The sequence below is a fragment of the Desulfomicrobium apsheronum genome (assembly GCF_900114115.1).
GTDB classification, from domain to species: Bacteria; Desulfobacterota; Desulfovibrionia; order Desulfovibrionales; family Desulfomicrobiaceae; genus Desulfomicrobium; species Desulfomicrobium apsheronum.
Genome location: NZ_FORX01000018.1, coordinates 25,512 through 42,930 on the forward strand (window position 1 = coordinate 25,512; position 17,419 = coordinate 42,930).

Annotated in this window: 15 protein-coding genes; 5 read left to right on the forward strand and 10 right to left on the reverse strand. The window is 58.1% G+C overall.

The window, feature by feature from the left end:
• Positions 1-86 precede the first annotated feature (86 nt).
• Positions 87-233 carry a hypothetical protein gene (locus BMZ40_RS19675; protein WP_177193203.1) on the reverse strand — a complete coding sequence of 49 codons (147 nt, stop codon included), beginning with the start codon at positions 231-233 and terminating at the stop codon, positions 87-89.
• Here BMZ40_RS19675 and tsaA point away from each other — a divergent pair.
• Positions 232-726 (forward strand): tRNA (N6-threonylcarbamoyladenosine(37)-N6)-methyltransferase TrmO, encoded by a 495-nt coding sequence (gene tsaA, locus BMZ40_RS14900; RefSeq protein WP_092377552.1) that lies wholly within the window; start codon positions 232-234, stop codon positions 724-726. The genes BMZ40_RS19675 and tsaA overlap by 2 nt on opposite strands.
• Before the next feature lie 117 nt (positions 727-843).
• Here tsaA and BMZ40_RS14905 read toward each other — a convergent pair whose 3' ends face one another.
• Positions 844-1,167: a sll1863 family stress response protein gene (locus BMZ40_RS14905; RefSeq protein WP_092377555.1), complete on the reverse strand. Its 324-nt coding sequence runs from the start codon at positions 1,165-1,167 to the stop codon at positions 844-846.
• Between the two features lie 421 nt (positions 1,168-1,588).
• Between BMZ40_RS14905 and BMZ40_RS14910 the strand changes: the two genes are divergently transcribed.
• Positions 1,589-2,518: a ketopantoate reductase family protein gene (locus BMZ40_RS14910; protein WP_092377558.1), complete on the forward strand. Its 930-nt coding sequence runs from the start codon at positions 1,589-1,591 to the stop codon at positions 2,516-2,518.
• Positions 2,519-2,656: 138 nt separating this feature from the next.
• On the opposite strand, the gene BMZ40_RS14915 is transcribed toward BMZ40_RS14910, so the two are convergent.
• From BMZ40_RS14915 to BMZ40_RS14925, 3 genes are all read right to left on the reverse strand, one after another.
• The gene (locus BMZ40_RS14915) at positions 2,657-3,343 is read right to left on the reverse strand and encodes a tellurite resistance TerB family protein (RefSeq protein WP_092377561.1); all 687 of its coding nucleotides are present in this window, start codon (positions 3,341-3,343) and stop codon (positions 2,657-2,659) included.
• Between the two features lie 122 nt (positions 3,344-3,465).
• Positions 3,466-4,749, reverse strand: coding sequence for an MFS transporter (locus tag BMZ40_RS14920; protein ID WP_092377564.1), 1,284 nt, complete (start codon positions 4,747-4,749; stop codon positions 3,466-3,468).
• On the reverse strand, positions 4,692-5,000 hold the full coding sequence (locus tag BMZ40_RS14925; RefSeq protein ID WP_092377568.1) for a winged helix-turn-helix domain-containing protein: 309 nt from the start codon (positions 4,998-5,000) through the stop codon (positions 4,692-4,694). The genes BMZ40_RS14920 and BMZ40_RS14925 overlap by 58 nt, the downstream gene beginning before the upstream one ends.
• A 743-nt stretch (positions 5,001-5,743) precedes the next feature.
• On the opposite strand from BMZ40_RS14925, the gene BMZ40_RS14930 reads away from it, so the two are divergent.
• Positions 5,744-8,500 carry a PAS domain-containing hybrid sensor histidine kinase/response regulator gene (locus BMZ40_RS14930; protein ID WP_092377572.1) on the forward strand — a complete coding sequence of 919 codons (2,757 nt, stop codon included), beginning with the start codon at positions 5,744-5,746 and terminating at the stop codon, positions 8,498-8,500.
• Between the two features lie 77 nt (positions 8,501-8,577).
• On the opposite strand, the gene BMZ40_RS14935 is transcribed toward BMZ40_RS14930, so the two are convergent.
• The 3 genes from BMZ40_RS14935 to BMZ40_RS14945 all read right to left on the reverse strand — a co-directional run bounded on the left by BMZ40_RS14935 (position 8,578) and on the right by BMZ40_RS14945 (position 13,816).
• Positions 8,578-9,708 (reverse strand): response regulator, encoded by a 1,131-nt coding sequence (locus tag BMZ40_RS14935; protein WP_092377576.1) that lies wholly within the window; start codon positions 9,706-9,708, stop codon positions 8,578-8,580.
• 87 nt (positions 9,709-9,795) lie between these two features.
• Positions 9,796-11,004 carry a response regulator gene (locus BMZ40_RS14940; protein WP_177193205.1) on the reverse strand — a complete coding sequence of 403 codons (1,209 nt, stop codon included), beginning with the start codon at positions 11,002-11,004 and terminating at the stop codon, positions 9,796-9,798.
• Positions 10,997-13,816, reverse strand: a complete 2,820-nt coding sequence (locus tag BMZ40_RS14945) for a PAS domain-containing sensor histidine kinase (RefSeq protein ID WP_177193206.1) — start codon at positions 13,814-13,816, stop codon at positions 10,997-10,999. Before BMZ40_RS14945 ends, BMZ40_RS14940 begins: the two co-directional genes overlap by 8 nt.
• A 293-nt stretch (positions 13,817-14,109) precedes the next feature.
• Here BMZ40_RS14945 and BMZ40_RS14950 point away from each other — a divergent pair, with 293 nt between their 5' ends.
• The gene (locus tag BMZ40_RS14950) at positions 14,110-15,501 is read left to right on the forward strand and encodes an HD domain-containing phosphohydrolase (protein ID WP_177193207.1); all 1,392 of its coding nucleotides are present in this window, start codon (positions 14,110-14,112) and stop codon (positions 15,499-15,501) included.
• A gap of 141 nt (positions 15,502-15,642) precedes the next feature.
• Positions 15,643-16,038: a response regulator gene (locus BMZ40_RS14955; protein ID WP_092377587.1), complete on the forward strand. Its 396-nt coding sequence runs from the start codon at positions 15,643-15,645 to the stop codon at positions 16,036-16,038.
• Positions 16,039-16,125: 87 nt separating this feature from the next.
• Here BMZ40_RS14955 and BMZ40_RS14960 read toward each other — a convergent pair whose 3' ends face one another.
• Together BMZ40_RS14960 and BMZ40_RS14965 are read right to left on the reverse strand one after the other, a co-directional pair.
• A complete protein-coding gene (locus tag BMZ40_RS14960) occupies positions 16,126-16,689 on the reverse strand; it encodes an LOG family protein (RefSeq protein WP_092377590.1) in 564 nt (187 codons plus the stop codon).
• 139 nt (positions 16,690-16,828) lie between these two features.
• Positions 16,829-17,290 carry a cytidine deaminase gene (locus BMZ40_RS14965; RefSeq protein ID WP_092377593.1) on the reverse strand — a complete coding sequence of 154 codons (462 nt, stop codon included), beginning with the start codon at positions 17,288-17,290 and terminating at the stop codon, positions 16,829-16,831.
• Between the last annotated feature and the right edge of the window lie 129 nt (positions 17,291-17,419).

A 17,419-nucleotide genomic window follows, 5' to 3' on the forward strand; every position in this document is an offset into this window, starting at 1 on the left:
CACAATAACCCTCGTCATGGCAGCGGCAATCGCAATATGGGCAGGGACAAGACCAAAATTGGGAAAGCCCGGCCGTCCGATCAATGTCAGCTTTGATCAATTGAAAGACATGGAACATCGGGATCGATGACGAAATTCGCGATGCCGGGACGAAAGGCGAACTTTTCCGCGTGATTCGCCGATGCGTCGCGTTTTCGCGGCAAAGAGACACGAACAAAACCGGAGCTACCCATGGATGACATCCGCATACGCCCCATCGGCGTCATCAATTCCCCCTTCACGGACAGGGCCGACATGCCCATCCAGCCTTGCGGCGCGCGCGACGTGGCAGGTCGGATAGTCCTGGAGGAAGCCCTGGCCCCCGGCCTGACGGATCTGGAAGGATTTTCCCACATCTATCTGCTCTACCACTTCCACATGAGCCGGGGTTTCGACCTGACCGTCGTCCCGTTCATGGAACCAGCCGAACGCGGACTCTTTTCCACCCGCGCTCCAAGACGCCCCAACCAGATCGGCATGTCCATCGTGAGGCTTGAGCGCGTTGAGGGCAACGTCCTGCACATCCTCGATGTGGATGTCCTGGACGGCACACCGCTTCTGGACATCAAGCCCTACTTCAAAACCTTCGACGCCTTCCCTGAAGCCATTTCAGGCTGGGCCGAAAGCCATCAGAACGAAGCGGGCCGGGTCCGCTCCGACAAACGCTTCGTCGATCCCAAGAAATGATCAAGGCCGAAGACGGCCCGGAAGTCATCGCGCCGGGAGCATTGACGCGCGGACATGACCAATCCGGCCATCCCGTCCAAGCCATCCGCCAAGGGCAACGTCATGCCCGCGACAGCATCAATCCTTGTCCTCTTTGCCTTCCTTGAGCCCCTGCCCGAATGCCGCCTTGGCCTTGGTAAAACTGTCCTTCCAGACCTTAAGCGACTCCTCCAGGCCATCTTTGAGTTCCTCCCAGGCAGATCCGCCGGCCTCTTGCAAGGTCTTCACTTTCGTTTCAAGCTCATTGCGTTTTTCCTTGAGTTCCTGGATGCGTTCAAGGTAGCCAATCTTCAGATCGGCCTTGGACTGATTCGCCTTTGAGGCCAGCAGGTCGATCTCGGCGTTCCATTCGTCAATTTTGGCTTTGAGTTTCTGCACATAGACATCTTTTTTTTCCTGCATCAAAATCCACTCCTTGCAAAATTACGGATTAAGCTTTTCCCGCCATGCCCCTGGCGCGCATATCGGCCAAATTCTCCGTTTACGGCCAATTCCGAGGCTCGCGGCAAAACACGACAGTCTGCTCCAGCCAAAAGAGGTCTGAAGCAAGACCTTGGCACAATTGCTTCATGTCCGCCACTTTCGGGCCATGCCAAAAATGACGAACCGATCTGAAAGTTCACCATTTCCAAAAAGGCGATCCAAGGCCGCGCATCCACGCCGTCCGTGGCGGCCACTATTTTTGTTGAATTTTGAGCGGATGGACGAACAGAAATCACGGATTCGAATTGACCTTTTCGCGCAGGGTTTATAATTTTTCGGACTTTCCCGCGTCTGCCCGCGCGGCACCACCCAGCGGCAATGCCGACAACCAGGAGAAAAGATGGAGACACTGATCATTGGCGCCGGTGCCATGGGCGGATTGTTCGCAACCCTGCTCGCTCCGCTGGTTCCTGTAACCCTGTTCACCACCAATACCGGGCACGCCGAGGCCATCAATCAAGCCGGGCTGGCCCTCAACTGCATGGACGGCCAGGTCCGCCGCACTTCGGCCTGTGCACTGACCGATCCAGACCGGTACGGCCGTCGCGCCGACCTGATCCTCATTTGCACCAAGGCCCGCTCGACCGGCCAAGCCGCCGAAACCGCAAACCGACTGCTCGCCGAAGACGGCTTGGTGCTCACCTTACAGAACGGGCTCGGCAACCTCGAACTCATCCAGGCCGCTGTCGGCGTCTCCCGCGCCGCCGCCGGAATCACCGCCCAGGCGGCCACCCTGCTCGGCCCCGGGCAGATACGCCATGCAGGAAGCGGCCCCACGGTGCTGGGCGCAGGGCCCGGACAGGATAAAAAAATCGCCGCCGTCGCCGCCCTGTTCAACCAGGCAGGCATCGCCACCACCGTCACCGAAGACGTCGCGGCCCTGCTCTGGTCCAAGCTCATCGTCAACGTGGGCATCAACGCCCTGACCGCGCTGCTGCGGGTCCCAAACGGCACCTTGGCCGAGATCCCGGAATGCGAATGCCTCATGACCAAGGCCGTGGACGAAGCCGTGACCGTGGCCCGGGCCATGGGCGTAAGACTGCCGAACGACGCGCCGCTGGAGAAGGTCCGAAGGGTTTGCGCAATGACCAGCGGCAACCAGTCCTCAATGCTCCAGGACATCCTCGCGGGACGGCCTACCGAAATCGACGTCATCAACGGCGCGGTGGTCCGCGAGGGAGCCAAGACCGGCATCCCCACTCCTGTCAATCAGATGCTGACGGAGCTGATAAGGGCGCTGGAAGTCACCGCCTCCTGGCGAATCAATTGACCTTACCGGGCCCGCATCAGACCAATCAATTCTTGCCATTCCTGATCCCTGGGACCGAAGCCTTGCTCAAAACAGACAAGCCGCTGAAAATTCTACATTCCAGCGGCTTGCCTGTCAGGGATGCGCAAACGCATCAAATCACAGTTGCGCCTGTCTGGCCTGATGTTCCAGCTCCATCTTGAAGGACGGATCCAGATTCATCTGGCGAGCCAGTTCGTCCAGATAGGCACGCTCCATGAAATTTTCCTCGTCCACCATCAAGAGGCTGGCCAGATACATTTCAGCGGCAATCTCCGGAGTCGTGGCCGAGGTCGCGACTTCTGCGGGATCCATGGGCTTGCGCAATTCCTGGTCTACCCAGGCCTGCAATTCCTGGTCGCTGGTCAACTGCGCGATACTCTGGTCGATCAACTGCCGCTCACGATCGTCGATATGGCCGTCCGCCTTTGCAGCCGCGATGATCGCGCGCAGAACCGCCTTTCCGTGGAATTCGGCTTCCAGGGCAGGAACCCTGTCCACGGTCCGGGGTTGCGACACTTGAGGCGCGGAGGCGCTGTTCTGCTGCCAGGTGCTGAAAGCCTTGTAGGCCACAAGACCAAGCGCCGCCAAGCCACCGTACTTGAGTGCCGTACCACCCATCTTGCGCGCCTTTTTGCTGCCCATGAGCACCCCGATCGTGCCTGCGGCCAAAGCGCCGCCTCCCGCTCCCGTGAGCAAGGCGCCCAGCGGATTTCCCCCGGCTGTGGCATTTGCCCGGTTCCCGGCATTCTGCAATGCCCCCTGACCCGACTGAAGCATTTGATCAAGAAGATTCATGATACTCATTGAAAACCTCCACATAAGATGAAGTGACTATTCTCGAAAAATCAGACTCAGAGCTCGAATCCGTATCGGTTTCGCATTGAAAAAGGCGTTGCGTCGCACCTACTCCAGATCAAGAGCTGCCCTCATTCGCATGAACCAAAGCGATTGCACAACGGCCCTCTGTAATCCATTACACTTCTTGCGATCTGTTTGCGCTGGAACAATACCCAGCTCAGGGGCGCCGTGGTCAGGACGAGCAACGCACTCACGGTGATGGAGACCCCGTATGATCCGGTGGCGTCGGCCATGATACCGCCCAAGGGCGGTCCGATGAGCGCAGCCAGTCCGTACCAGAGAAAGCAAATGGGATAAAGGCGGGGGAACAGCTCTATGCCGAGTTGCTCCACGATGGAGGCTGCATAGACGACGAAGCATCCTCCAAACCCGATTCCCGTAAACAGCACGGCGGCCAGCACAAGCGCGGGCGCGGGCGGCAGCAAGAAGAGCAGCATGCTCAGCCCCAGGAACGCCTGAAAAAGAAAGATGGTCAGGCGTGAACCAGCCCGATCGTGAACCTGTCCCCAGCCGATCCGGCCCATGGCATTGCCCAGAGCGAAGACCGATATGGCCAGAGTGGCAGCCGAGCTCTCAAGGCCCAGGGACAAGGCGATGGGCTTGAGGTTGCCCACCACCAGCAACCCGGCGAAGGTTCCACAGAACATGCCAAGGCACAGGAGCAGGAAATTGCGCGAAGTCAGCAAGCTCATGGGCAGGGCCGTCCGGGCGCTGCCCTGAAGGCTTTTGGCGTGTTCGTCCGAGGGCGGCTCGCGCATGAGCAGGGCGCTGCATATCGCGATGGCGCCGGAGCCAAGGCCGATAAAACGAAACACATGCATCACGTCCATGGCGCGGGTCACAAGCAGATGCTCGGCCACGACGCTCAGGAGGATGGCCCCTGCCCCGAAGCCGGCGACCGAGACTCCGGTCACGAGCCCCTTTTTATCCGGAAACCATTTCATGGAGACCGTCAGAGGGCAGATGTATCCAAAGCCGATTCCGGCTCCCGTGACCACGCTGAGACTAAAGAACAGCAAAAAGAAGTTTCCTTGCGACAACGACGCCATAAGGTAGCCTGCCGAAAAAAGTAGCGCGCCGACCATCGCGGTCAAACGCGCCCCGCGACGCTGCAGAAAACGCCCTGCGGGAATCATGACACAGGTGAAGACTGCAATGGTGGCGCCGAAAATGATCCCACACTGGCTTGATGTTAATCCATATTCCGCTGTCAGCAGTGGAACGAACTCACTCCATGCGTAAATGCCACCAAGTATCATCTGGGTCAGACAACCAGCGCAAAGAACAACCCATTTCATCGTGCAGCACCCGTCAAACGTTCCAGAACTTCGAGGACGTCGCCGATACAGCATCCGCTTTCCAGGGGATGCCGCAGGCGCTGGTCGCGAAGGATGGTGTATCTGACCCGTCGGCCTTCGCGCTCCCCGACCAGATAACCGGCGGCGCGCAAATCGGCGACGATGTGCTGGACGGCCCGCTCCGTGATGCCGACCTCGCCGGCGATGTCCTTCATGCGCATGCCCGGATCCCGGGACAGGCAGAACATTACGTGTGTGTGATTGGTCAAAAATGTCCAGGAGGACGCTTGAGGGGTGTTGGTCATGAGCAATCTTCCGTGAGGGTTGTGTAAAGTTTGATGTCTGGGAGAAGGACTAGGCGCCATGCAATTCGCGAAATATAATTCGTGAATTCAAAAGCCTTTTGCTCGACATATTCTTTCGTGTCAAGCCGGAATCAGCCAGCCAAGGTTTGGCCTTGGGCGTCTGGGAAAAGCGAGAGGTGTTGCAAGAGGTAACATTTCTCGAAGATTGAACAGTTCGAACTTTTCCGGCAAGTCATCGTGACAGCAAGCTCGCCGAGCAGACAAGCGGCGGCTGAGAGGCCTCCATGCCATTGCCGAACGGAAAAGGAGCGCGAACGACCAAAACGGCGCTGGCACGGTGGCTCTGTAATGATGACACTGCAAAAAATCGCGAATGAACCTGGGTGGCATTACCGCGAACGAGTGCCCGGCATGGGTAGGCGGGCAATGGCGGGAACGATGACTTCTTACGGTGACGCTTGTAAACGCAGTGAATCACTTCTGACTCAAAAAATTATACCGACCTGGCACCGATCAAGGGTGTTAACAATAATATAAATGCATGAGCGGGACTTTACGTGCGCAAAGAAACAATATTTTCAAAAAGCATATTTGGCATCGTGCTTCCATATTTTATTTTCGCGTGTCTTTGGATTCTTATCTCTGACAGTATTCTTGCCGTAATTGATCTTGATGCACCAACGGTAGTTCGGTGGTCCATTTACAAGGGATGGGGGTTCGTATTCGTCTCGGCGGCCCTCCTGATGACACTCATTCGCCTTCACTCGGCCAGTCATGAGGAGCTTCTCAATCGTCTCGCAGAGAGCGAAGACAGATTTCGTCTTGTGTGCGACAACCTTCCCGACAGCTATGTGTACCAATTCACATTGGAGCCGGACGGCACGCCCCGTTTTCTTTTCCTCAGCGCAGGCATCGAACGCCTCCACGGACTCAGCGCGGAAGACGTGATGCGAGATGGACGTCTTCTGTATAACCAAGTGTCTCCAGCCCAGTTTCAAGAGATGAAAGCCAACCAGGTCGCCAGTATCAAGGACCTCTCGGATTTTGTCATGAAACTCTCCATGCGCCGCGCCGATGGTGTCTGGCGTTGGTTCCAGATCAGCTCGCGGCCCCGCCGTCTGGCCGACGGCCGGATCATCTGGGATGGGGTCATTACGGACATCTCGGAGCAGATGGAATCGCAGCAGGAGATCCAACGGGCAAGCGAATTGCTGGAGCAGGCTGGAGAAATTGCCGGACTTGGGGGATGGGAGTTCAATGTGAAGACCCTGCAAGGCACTTGGACAAGCCAGGTGGCAAGAATCCACGACCTGGCATCCTCTGAAAAGGTGAGCGTCGAGCAGGGGCTGAGCTTCTACATCGAAACATCCAGGGAAAAAATAGCGAGTGCGGTGCAGGACGCCGTGGACCTGGCGCTTCCGTATGATCTGGAACTGGAGATGCTGACCGCCGCCGGGAATAAAAAATGGGTCAGAACCGTGGGCAGGCCCGTGGTGGAAGACGGCCAGGTCGTGAAAATCACCGGTGTCATTCAGGACGTCACGGAGATGAAGAAGGCCGAAATTTCACTGCGGGAGAGCGAACAGCGCTACAGAGAGATCTTCAACGCAACATCCGAAGCCATTTTCATCAGCGAAGCGGACACCGGCAGGCTTCTCGACGTAAACGATGCCATGCTCACTATGTACGGTTACCATTCCAAGGAGGCAGTACTGGCGGGAAACATAGGAGACTTGAGTTCAAACGAGGAACCATTCACCGAAGCGGAGGCCCAAAAGAGAATCGTCGCGGCGTTTCATGGGGAGCGCCTCCAGTTCGACTGGCAGGCCAAGCGACACGACGGCACTGTTTTTCCGGTCGAGATCACGCTCAGGCACTCGATCATCGGCGGTCGGAAAAGGATTATCGCCGCAGCCCGCGACATCACCGAACGCAAGCGGGCGGAAACAGCCCTGCGGGAGAGCGAACACCACTTCCGCACCTTGGCCAACGCCGGAACGGCCCTTATCTGGACATCGGGCCCGGACATGCTCTGCGACTATTTCAACGACGCCTGGCTGGATTTCACGGGCCGCAACCTGGAACAGGAGCTTGGGCATGGTTGGGCGGAAGGTGTACACCCGGACGACTTTGACCGCTGCCAGAACTTCTACCTTGCGAAATTCAACCTCCGTGAAGCGTTCGAGATCGAGTACCGGCTGCGTCATGCCGACGGTTCCTACCGCTGGATTCTCGATCTCGGCAACCCGCGCCACGACAGTGCGGGAGCGTTCATCGGCTACATTGGCCATTGCTACGACATCACCGAACGCAAGCACAACGAACAGGCCCTTATCCAGGCCAAGGAAGACGCCGAAGCAGCCAACAATGCCAAAAGTTCGTTCCTGGCCAACATGAGCCACGAAATCCGCACACCGCTGAACGGCATCATGGCCATGATGCAAGTCCTGGAGATGACGCCGCTGAACCCGGAACAAGCCAAATACGTCTCCATGGCCATGACGTCCTCGGACCGTCTTGCCCGACTTCTGACAGACCTTCTCGACCTCTCCCGCATCGAATCCGGCAGGATGGTCCTGCGCGAGGAGGAGTTCGGGGCCAGGGAGCTGTGCGAGTCCGTATTCGAACTTTTCCTGGTCGCATCCAGGGAGAAAGGCATCAAACTTGAGAGTTCCCTGGACCCCGCACTGCCCCCAAGGATGCTAGGGGACGAATCGCGGCTGCGTCAGATCCTCTTCAATCTGATCGGCAATGCGGTGAAATTTACCAATACAGGTTCGGTAACACTGGAGATGACGCCGCTACGGTTCGAGAACGGGCAACCGCTCGTGCTCATGAGCGTGATCGACACTGGAATCGGAATTCCGACCGAGCGGTTGGACGAGCTGTTCCAGCCCTTCTCCCAGGTCGAAACGTCCTACACCCGGAAATACCAGGGCGCGGGACTCGGCCTGTCCATCGTGCGCAGGCTCGTTGAACTCATGGACGGCCACATCATCATGGACAGCGTGCCGGACGAGGGAACCAGCGTGCATGTCATCCTGCCCCTGAAACTGCCACCGGCACTCCTAAACGCCCGAGACCGGGAGAATTCCGGTCAGGACAAACCTATGCGTGGGATGCGCATCCTGCTGGCCGAAGACGACTGGGCCAACGCCTTCGCCACCAAGACACTCCTGGAAAAAAGCGGCCACGAGGTTTCCTTGGCGGTGAACGGCCAGGAGGTCCTCGATCTGCTCGAAAAGCAGGGGTTCGACCTGATCCTCATGGACATCCAAATGCCCGTCATGGACGGGGTCGCGGCAACCAGGGCTATCCGCGCGAAGACAAGCCAGGCATCGAGAAAAGACATTCCCATCATCGCCATGACCGCCTTTGCCATGCGCGGGGACAAGGACAAATTCCTTGATGCCGGAATGAGCGGCTATCTCTCCAAACCGGTGACCATGAAAGATTTGCAGTCGGAACTCGCAAAGGTTGCCCAAGGATTCGTCGGCTGAGGAGTCGCGCACGAAATCCGTGCGCCAGGGCCAAAAAAATAAATGTCGGATGCCGGATGCCGGATGCCGGACGCTGCCTACTGTTCCGGCTCCTGTTTCTGTTCTTTCCTGGCCAGCACGTAGAGCGGCTCCTTGACCCCCAGGATGGTTCCGAAATTTCGGATCAGTTCCAGCCCTGCCACGGTGATGCTCTGCCCCCTGTCCATCAGGACCGAGCCTTTTCCGCTCAACACCGGATCCATCAGCAGCATGCCCTCGCGCAGATCGTCGATCAGGACACTGCGGATCTCGCTTTGCTGCCGCCTTTCCATGACTTCCGCCAAGGCGGACAAGACCCGCACGTCGTACACGTCCGGCATCTCCCGCATGCGCTGCAACGCTCCAGCGGCGGGAATTCCGAGATTGTCGAGATCCGCGAAATCCAGCGCTGCCTTGAGTATCCTTGCGCCTGCGCAAGGATTTTTACCCAATACCAGCTCCTGCTCCGAGATCATCTCGACCACGCTCTCCAGGCGGGGAACGTGCCGCAACAGATTGCCGGCGATGTCCGGATGCATCAGAAATATTTCCTGCTCGTCCTCCGACAGATCCTCACCGGAAATTTTCCGTTCGAGAATATCCATGGGCAGGGATATGCACCCGATCTGACTGAGCATGGCCGCCAGTTCGTATTTCCAGCTCCCCTCCAGGCCGAGAACCTGGACAATGCCCGCGACCAAGGGTTTGGCCTTCTCTGCACGCCCGAAGGCCTTGGGACTGACCAGCGCGAGAAGTTCCGACAAGACCTGGATGCATCCGCGCAGGGTGCCGTGCAGAAGCTGTCTCTCGGACATTATGAGCCGGTACTGCTGCACGCCGTCGTTCACCGCCGCAAGCAGGGCATCCGGCGCGCAAGGCTTGGTCAGCAACCGGAAGATCGCTCCCTTGTTCACGGCCGAGATGGCCGTATCGAGGTCGGCGTGGCCGGTCAGCATGACGCGGACCGTATCCGGCCAGCGATTCTTGATGACGCCCAGAAACTCCACCCCATCCATGACAGGCATCTTCAGGTCCGAAACAACAACGGCGAAAGGCCCGCTCGACTCCATGAGCCGAAAGGCGTCCAGGCCGCTTCCGGCGGTCTCGATCTCGAAACGATTGCGCAAGTTGCGCCGAAACGTCTCAAGCACGAATTTTTCATCGTCGACAAAAAGAATCCGTTCGCTCATGAGCCCTCACCGTTGATTGTCTCGATACATCGTGGTCCCTTGTGCCCAAGGGAGCCTCGTCCACGGAGCCATGTTCCACGAGTCATGTCAGTTCGGAGATTCGAGTTCGGTCACCATCGCGGCCTTCCATTTCGCGAGCGTCATCTCTCCGTCTTCCACATCAAGAAGTGCTGACGCAAATGAATGCGGAGCGTGTCCGCTCTGCCGCACGTACCGGTTGTGCATTTCCACGTCCACCATGTGCACAACGGAGGAAAGATGCGACAAGGCAGGTCCCTGTCTGCTTCCATGGTGCTGGGCGATGGCGATGACGACATCCTCGGAAAATCCCCACAACCCCAACAGATACGCGCCGATCTCCGCGTGGGTCACCCCCAGCTCTTCCGCCTCGATGTCCGCCAAGGGAATATTCCGCGCCTGAGCCAGAAGCAGGATCCGCACAAACTCTCCCGGACACCCTTCGGCCAGAACGATCTTGCCCACGTCATGCAGGAGACCGCACAGAAACGCGTCCTCGACCGCCCTGCCATTCGCCCCGTCGCTCCGCGTCACCGCCCGGCAGCAACGCGCCACGTCGAGACAGTGGGTCCAGAGCTTCTCGGTATCAAATCCGGGGTACATGTCCGGATCCAGAGTCTTGAAAACTCGATCCGCGATCACCAGTCCCCTGATCAGATTCACGCCGAGTATGCCCACGGCCTGAAGCATGTCGCTCACCCTGCGGGAAAGACCGAAATACGGAGTATTGATGAGCTTCAGGATACCCGTCGTCAGGCTCATGTCCTGGGAAAGGATTTTAGCCAGGGTCAGGTTCGACGTGTTTTCATCGCGTAGCGCCCGGGTCAGTTCCCGATAGACATTTGGCACCACGGGCAGATGTTCCATGCGGTGCACGACCGTTCGTAAACGCTCGTTCATGAGCAAAAAGCGCAGCCGCGAAGCCGATTGGACCGCCTCAAGGAGTTCCGTCGGACCGACCGGCTTGTTCAGCAGCTGATGCGCGGCGACGAGAAGACTTGAAACAACGCCATCCTCGGCTTCGGACGTCATCAGGATACGCATGGTCATGGGCCAGCGCTCCCTGACGTGCGTCAACAGTTCCTTGCCACCCATGTCGGACAGTCTGGCGTCGGTCACGATGACGTCGCAGGCCATGGAGGAGAGAATCCGATCCGCCTCACTGGCGGAAGTCGTCAACAGAAGCTCGATGGGCAACTTTCTGGCCATGACGATGCGCCTCAGACTCTGCTGCACATGGATGTCGTCATCAACGAAGAGCACTTTGAGCTTATTCATAGCGCACACCTTCGCCCCCGCCATCGACGGGCAGGGAGATGATGATCGTTGTTCCCTTGCCGGTTTCGGTCTCAAAGCCGATATCGCCGCCATGCTCCTTGACCACCACGCGATGGGCGATGAACAGGCCCTGTCCGGTCCCTTTGCCCACGAGCTTGGTCGTGAAGAAGGGTTCAAAAATATGAGCCCTGGCATGCAGTGGAATACCCGTTCCGTTATCCATGACCCGAATCTCCACCCGGTCTTTCATGTTTCTCGTACCGATCGTGATCTTGCCCAACCGGTTCGCGTCCCTGGATACATCCATGACCGCGTGCACGGCATTGACCACCAGGTTTAAGAGCACCTGGCCTATGGCCTGGGAAGAGCAGACAACGCGGGGCAGATTCGGATCGAGGTCGACAGCCATTTCGGCCACGTATTTCCACTCGTTGCGGGACAGAGTCACCGTTTTATCGATCAGTTCGTTCAAATCGACCTCCTGATGCTGGTCGTGGCCGGGATGCGCGAACTGTTTGACCGAATTGACGGTGGCGGAGATCCGGTCCAAGCCCTGCAGCGTCTCGGAAATCGCCGGTGGAAGTTCTTCCAGATAAAAGGGAATTTGCAGATCAGTCTCCCTGACCGTCAATATCTCCCGAGCCTCGCTTCCCGTGATCAGAGTCCGGCAGGCTTCGAGGGCCAATTTCAGATTTTCAACCCCCTCCTTGATGAACCACATGTTGTTCATGACATATTGGGTCGGCGTGTTGATTTCGTGGGCGATCCCGGCAGCCAACTGACCTATGGCCTCCAGCTTTTGCGTCTGGAGAAGCTGGGATTCGAGCATCCTGCGCTCGGTGATGTCCAGAAACAAAAGCCAGTAGCCCTGCGGATGGCTACCCCCTGAACGTTGCGCCACAGGCGTGACCAGAACAAAACGGATGTCCCGGTGGACCTGCAGGCGCAGATCGAACCGGGACCCCGGCAGGAAACAGGCCTGCTGGCCGAATATCGAGCCAAAAAGCGCCTTGTCCTCTTCATGCACCAGAGGCGTTATGGGCATGCCCATGAGCATATCCCTGCTCTGCCGCACGAGGTCGCAGAAATGATCGTTGCAGTATTCGACAGTGCCCGCCAAATCCACATGCACCAGCCCCTGGCTCATATTCTCGGCCAGACTTCGAAAAAGCTGCTCGCTGCGCGCCAGGCTTTCCCCGGCGCTTCGACGGCCGGTGACATCCTCGACGAACCCCTCGAAATACATGACCCTGTTCTGCGCATCACGCACCAGACGCCCACGCAGCCGGCCCCAGAATGTCGATCCGTCCGGTCGAACCAGGTTCACGTCCCTGGCGGGGACGATATGCCGCTCAAGGCCTTCTGCGATCAGTGCGCCCCGGTCCGCCGGGTCAGCATACATCTGACGACCTATATCCATGTAATACCTGATCATATCGTTGGTCGAACCAAACCCGAACATGTCGGCCATGGTCTCGTTGACGCTCAGGAAGACGCCTTCGGGAGTGCTCTGGAATATTCCCACCGGCGCATGATCAAAAATGCTCTTGTACTTGCTCTCGATGGACTCCAGGGTGTCTCGGATCCTGTCCGAGGCGGTCACGTCGCGGGATACGACAACCCTGCCGATACGTTTGCCGTCCCTGCCCAGCAACTCGCTGCCGCGAACCATGAATCTGCCCGGCAAATTGGGGTACGTCACGGACATCTCCTGCGACAAATGCCCCGTGTTTTGCAGTCTGCACTCGGTGCAGCCCAAAATCTCCCGGCACGTCCTGCCGACCACGTCCGCGGGTAACAGCCCCAGTTTGTCCGCCAGGGCCCTGTTGGCCCGTTGAATGACGCCCGAGTCGTCGACCAGAAACACCAAGTCGGAAATTGTGTCGAAGGTGCGTTCGAGTTCCTCCTTGGCTTTCAGGATCATTTCCTGATCTCTCAAGGACTCCGTCACATCCTGAAGAAAAATCGAAGTACCCGCGAATTGTCCGGACACGCTGGGCACCTTGCACGTCCAGGCTTGGAAGAGCCGTTCACCACCGGAAACCGGAAAAGCGACCAGGCGCTCCTTCGCGTAGCCCGGTTCCGTTTCTTCTGGACTCAATGCGTCAGCAAGCCAGGGAAAAGCCTTCACGGCCGCCTCCCCGCAAAGGCTCGCCATCGCTCCTTTGGTGCGGCAGGCGTAGTAATCCCGACCATGCACCGCGTTTTCGTCGAGCAATCTGGCGGCGGCGCGATTCAGGTTCTCGATGGTTCCATCGTGCGAAACAAAGATGACCGGATGAACGAGACTTTCGAAAAAAGTCAGATAGCGATTCTTCTCGTTAGTCATTTTCCGCAGGCTTGCGGCCAAGCGGGCGTTGGAAACCTGCTCCCCGTGCCCCGCCCATTCGGAGCAGAACGCCGTGTTCATGCGATCGAAAAGACGAAGCATGGAATATTCGAGGCTGTCCCTTTCTTCTCCAGGAGGCATGAACTGTCTGATGCAGTCCAGAAATGCCTGCCTGTAGTACACGAAAAGCCCCAGAAACATGCCGAGATCGACACCGCGCTCCCGATGCCTGCGGGCCGCCTGAAGCCCGAATCCTGCCACAGGATCCGAACTCCAGTCAGTATGCACCTTGATCTCGATGCCGGACGCCGCTCCTTCCTCAAAGGCCGGAGACAGGGCGTCGATCAACCCGGCAATGGAGATTCGCCACGCCTCGGGGAGTGTGGATGTGTATTCGGCATAACCGTGCTCCCGGGCATAGAAGAGAATGCGCTCGACAAGCCAATCTTCCTTGGCTCGGAGCAGGTCAACGGGATTATCCATGCGAGTTCCTTGCTTTGAATGCGAATCCCGTCCTTCCACGAAAAGAGGGGGGGGGCAAGCGCGCAACGCGTGTGCTTCGGGCATAAATCAAATTTCACTTGTCATCATTCACGCCCATGCCATACGTAAGTTATCGAGCGGCAAAATACTGCAAGCGCCAGGATTCTGCAAGAACGTACCAAAAATAACGACATCTCAATCCGGGAACCGGAAATTTTCCGATACGAACGCGCATGCTGGCAATTCCCTGTCGGCATGCGACCTTACCAATACGGCAACAACAGAGGTTTTGCGTGACCACAAACCAGAGGCATCGCGAACAGGCAGTCCTCTTCGTCGATGACGAACCGGCAGTATTGCTCGGACTGAACCGTTCCCTCCACAATGCCACTTTCCGACGCCATTTCGCCGGCTCCGCATTTCAGGCCCTGGAGCTTATCGACTCGGGCGACATCGACATCGTGGTTGCCGACGAACAGATGCCCGGCATGTCCGGTTCCGACTTTCTGGCCATAGTCCGCAACCGACAGCCCCGGATCATCCGCATTATCCTCACCGGCCACGCCAGTCTTGAGCGCGTCATAGCCGCCATCAACACCGGACAGATCCATCGCTTTCTGACCAAACCCATCGAGACGCAACAGCTTGTGGAAATACTTGAGGAGTACCTCACGGCCCTGCGCCTGCAAGCCACCAAAACGGCCTTGAACAGCCGGACCGACACCGTCGGGCGCTGGGAATGGGACATTCTTGAAGACACATGCAGCTGGAACGAGAGTTTCGCACGCATCATGCACACCCGGATGGACGACGGGAACGCAAGACTCCCTTCCCTTTTTTCAAGCGTCCATATCGAAGATCGCGCGGAACTCCTCTCCATCATCCACAACTGCCGCGACAGCGGACAAACCAGAGAGGCCGAACACCGCATTGTCACACCCGATGGTGAAGAACGCTGGGTCATCCAATTCATGGATGTTTTCAGGGATGGCGACAGGGTCTGGAAACTTTTCGGCATGCTTCGCGACATCACGGACCAGAAGGAAAAGGCGACCCTCCTGGCGGAACGCATGGTCATGCTGCAGGCGACACTGAGCAAAACCGTGGAAGCCCTTGGCCGCGTAACCGAGATAAGGGATCCGTACACGGCCGGCCATCAGGCCCGTGTCGCCCATTTGGCCAAGGAGATGGGCAGGCGCATGGGGCTGGATCCCCGGTGTCTGGAAGGGCTGGAAACAGCGGCCAAGCTTCACGATATCGGCAAGATCTATGTGCCTGCGGAATTTTTGACCAAGCCCGGAACGCTGCGCGAAGCGGAAATGAACCTGATGAAGTATCACCCGGAAATCGGTCACCAGATCATCCAGGACATCCCTTTCAGCATGCCCGTCGCCAACATCGTCCTGCAACATCATGAACGACTGAACGGATCCGGCTATCCGGGGGGCCTCAAGGAAGAAGAAATCCTTCCAGAGGCCAGAATCCTGGCCGTGGCCGATGTATTCGAGGCCATGTCGTCCTACCGTCCGTATCGACCTGGACTTGGGCCGGAAGCGGCCATGAGGGAATTGCGCAAGGGGAAAGGGATTACGTTCGATCCGACGGCGGTCGACACTCTGGAGGGCATCATGGAGGAACATCCGGATTTTTTGAGCAACATCCGAGCGATGGACAACAGTGGCTGACTCCTTGAAGAAACGCTGTACCGCGACTGGCATGTACGGGAGGAACGTGCGCGAAAATGAGCTTGCCGCTCCTTGAAAAAGTTCGTATAAGTCATGAATAACAGGAAGATATGACTCTTTTGCCGAAGGATTGCCAACGTTATGAAATTCCTGATCGTTGAAGACGACCCCGCAGGAGCAATACTGCTGAGGATGATCCTGACCGAATATGGAGACGTCGACGAGGTGAACGATGGACCCGGCGCCATCGAGGCCTTCGATGGAGCCTGGTCGGAGGGCAGGCCCTATGACGTGATCTTTCTGGATATCATGATGCCGGACATGAACGGACACGAGGTGCTCAAAATCATTCGGGAGAGGGAGCGGGCTCTGCGCCTGCCTCAGATCAGGGAAGTCAAGGTCATCATGACCACCGCCCTCGACAGCGCCGAAAGCGTGAGCCAAGCCTTCTACGAAGGCAGGGCTTCGGGCTATCTGGTCAAACCGATATATGGGCACAGCATCATCAATGAAATGAAGAAGCTTGGCATCATCTAAATGGCATCAATCCAGGGCCGACGCCTCGAACAAGGTTGCCCCACGCATCCGCCAAGCGCTCACCGGACATGTCCGTCCGGCAATCCTTCAACCGGCCGCCAGCCTGTCACGAGACTGCTCCGCCATGAGATCCAGAATGTCCGACGGGTCCGATGAGACCGTGATTGCTTCACGATACGGCTGCTTCATGAATCCTTCCCGTTCGGCCATGCCGAGCATCAGCTTCAGCGGCTCATAAAAACCGTTCACGTCAAGGAGTCCGCAGGGCTTGGAGTGAAATCCCAACTGCCTGAGCGTGTAAACCTCGAAAAACTCGTCATATGTCCCGATCCCGCCCGGAAGGGCGATAAACGCGTCCGCCAGTTCGATCATGAGCGTCTTGCGCTCGTGCATCGTCGGCACGACATGAAGCCGCGTCAGACCCCGGTGGAACTCCTCCTTGTCCTTCAAGGCCTGAACCGTAACGCCGACGACTTCTCCCTTGGCCTCAAGGACACTCTCGGCCAGCCGGTTCATGAGGCCCGTGCGGGAACCGCCATAGACACAGGTGATCCCGCGCCTGGCCAGTTCACGACCAAGGGCGTCGGTGGCGTGCATGTAGGCCGGATGGTTCCCGGAGCTTGAACCCAGGAACACGCAGACTGATTTCATGGCATATCTCCAATTGGCGACGCCCGGAAGCGCGCTCTTGTCCAGTCGTTAAGAGACGGTCAGCCGCAGTGCATGCCGGCTGACCGAAGCGAAGTCGCGCTCAACCGCAAAATCGTGCAGGACCCGTGTCCGGCAGGCATCAGCCCTGCCCTTCACGTCCTGCCGGGTGTCCGGAGTCCAGGGAAAACGCCAACGGCATCAGTTCCTGGATCGTGAAGGAACGCTCCGCGCCCGGGATGATGATCGCCGCATGCGGGGCAAGCTCCAGGATCCACTGCCTGCATGCTCCGCACGGCATGCGCTGTTCAAGCGGCGCGCCTTGCGGCGCATCCACGCAGGCGACGGCGATGGCCATGATGTCTCTCTCCCCGGCCGCATAGGCCGAAGCCAGGGCCACCCGCTCGGCGCAGGTGCCAAGGCCGAGGCTCGCGTTCTCAATGTTCGCGCCCCTGTATATCGTGCCCTTCCCGCCAAGCACGGCGGCGCCGACGCGGAACCCAGAGTACGGCGCGTACGCCTGCTCCGCCGCCGTTGCGGCCTCGGCAAGCAGTTTGTCCTGAAGAACGATGTCGAGACTTTTATCGGGATCGTGCAGCTTCATCCGTGACCTCCCTTATGCGCTGAAAGCATGTCCTCGTTCTGTCGATCTCCTGCCGAACGGCGGCTCTGTCATCCGTTCCTGCCCATGCCGATCCATTTTTGCAATCGCGGCACAGCCGGGACCACGAGT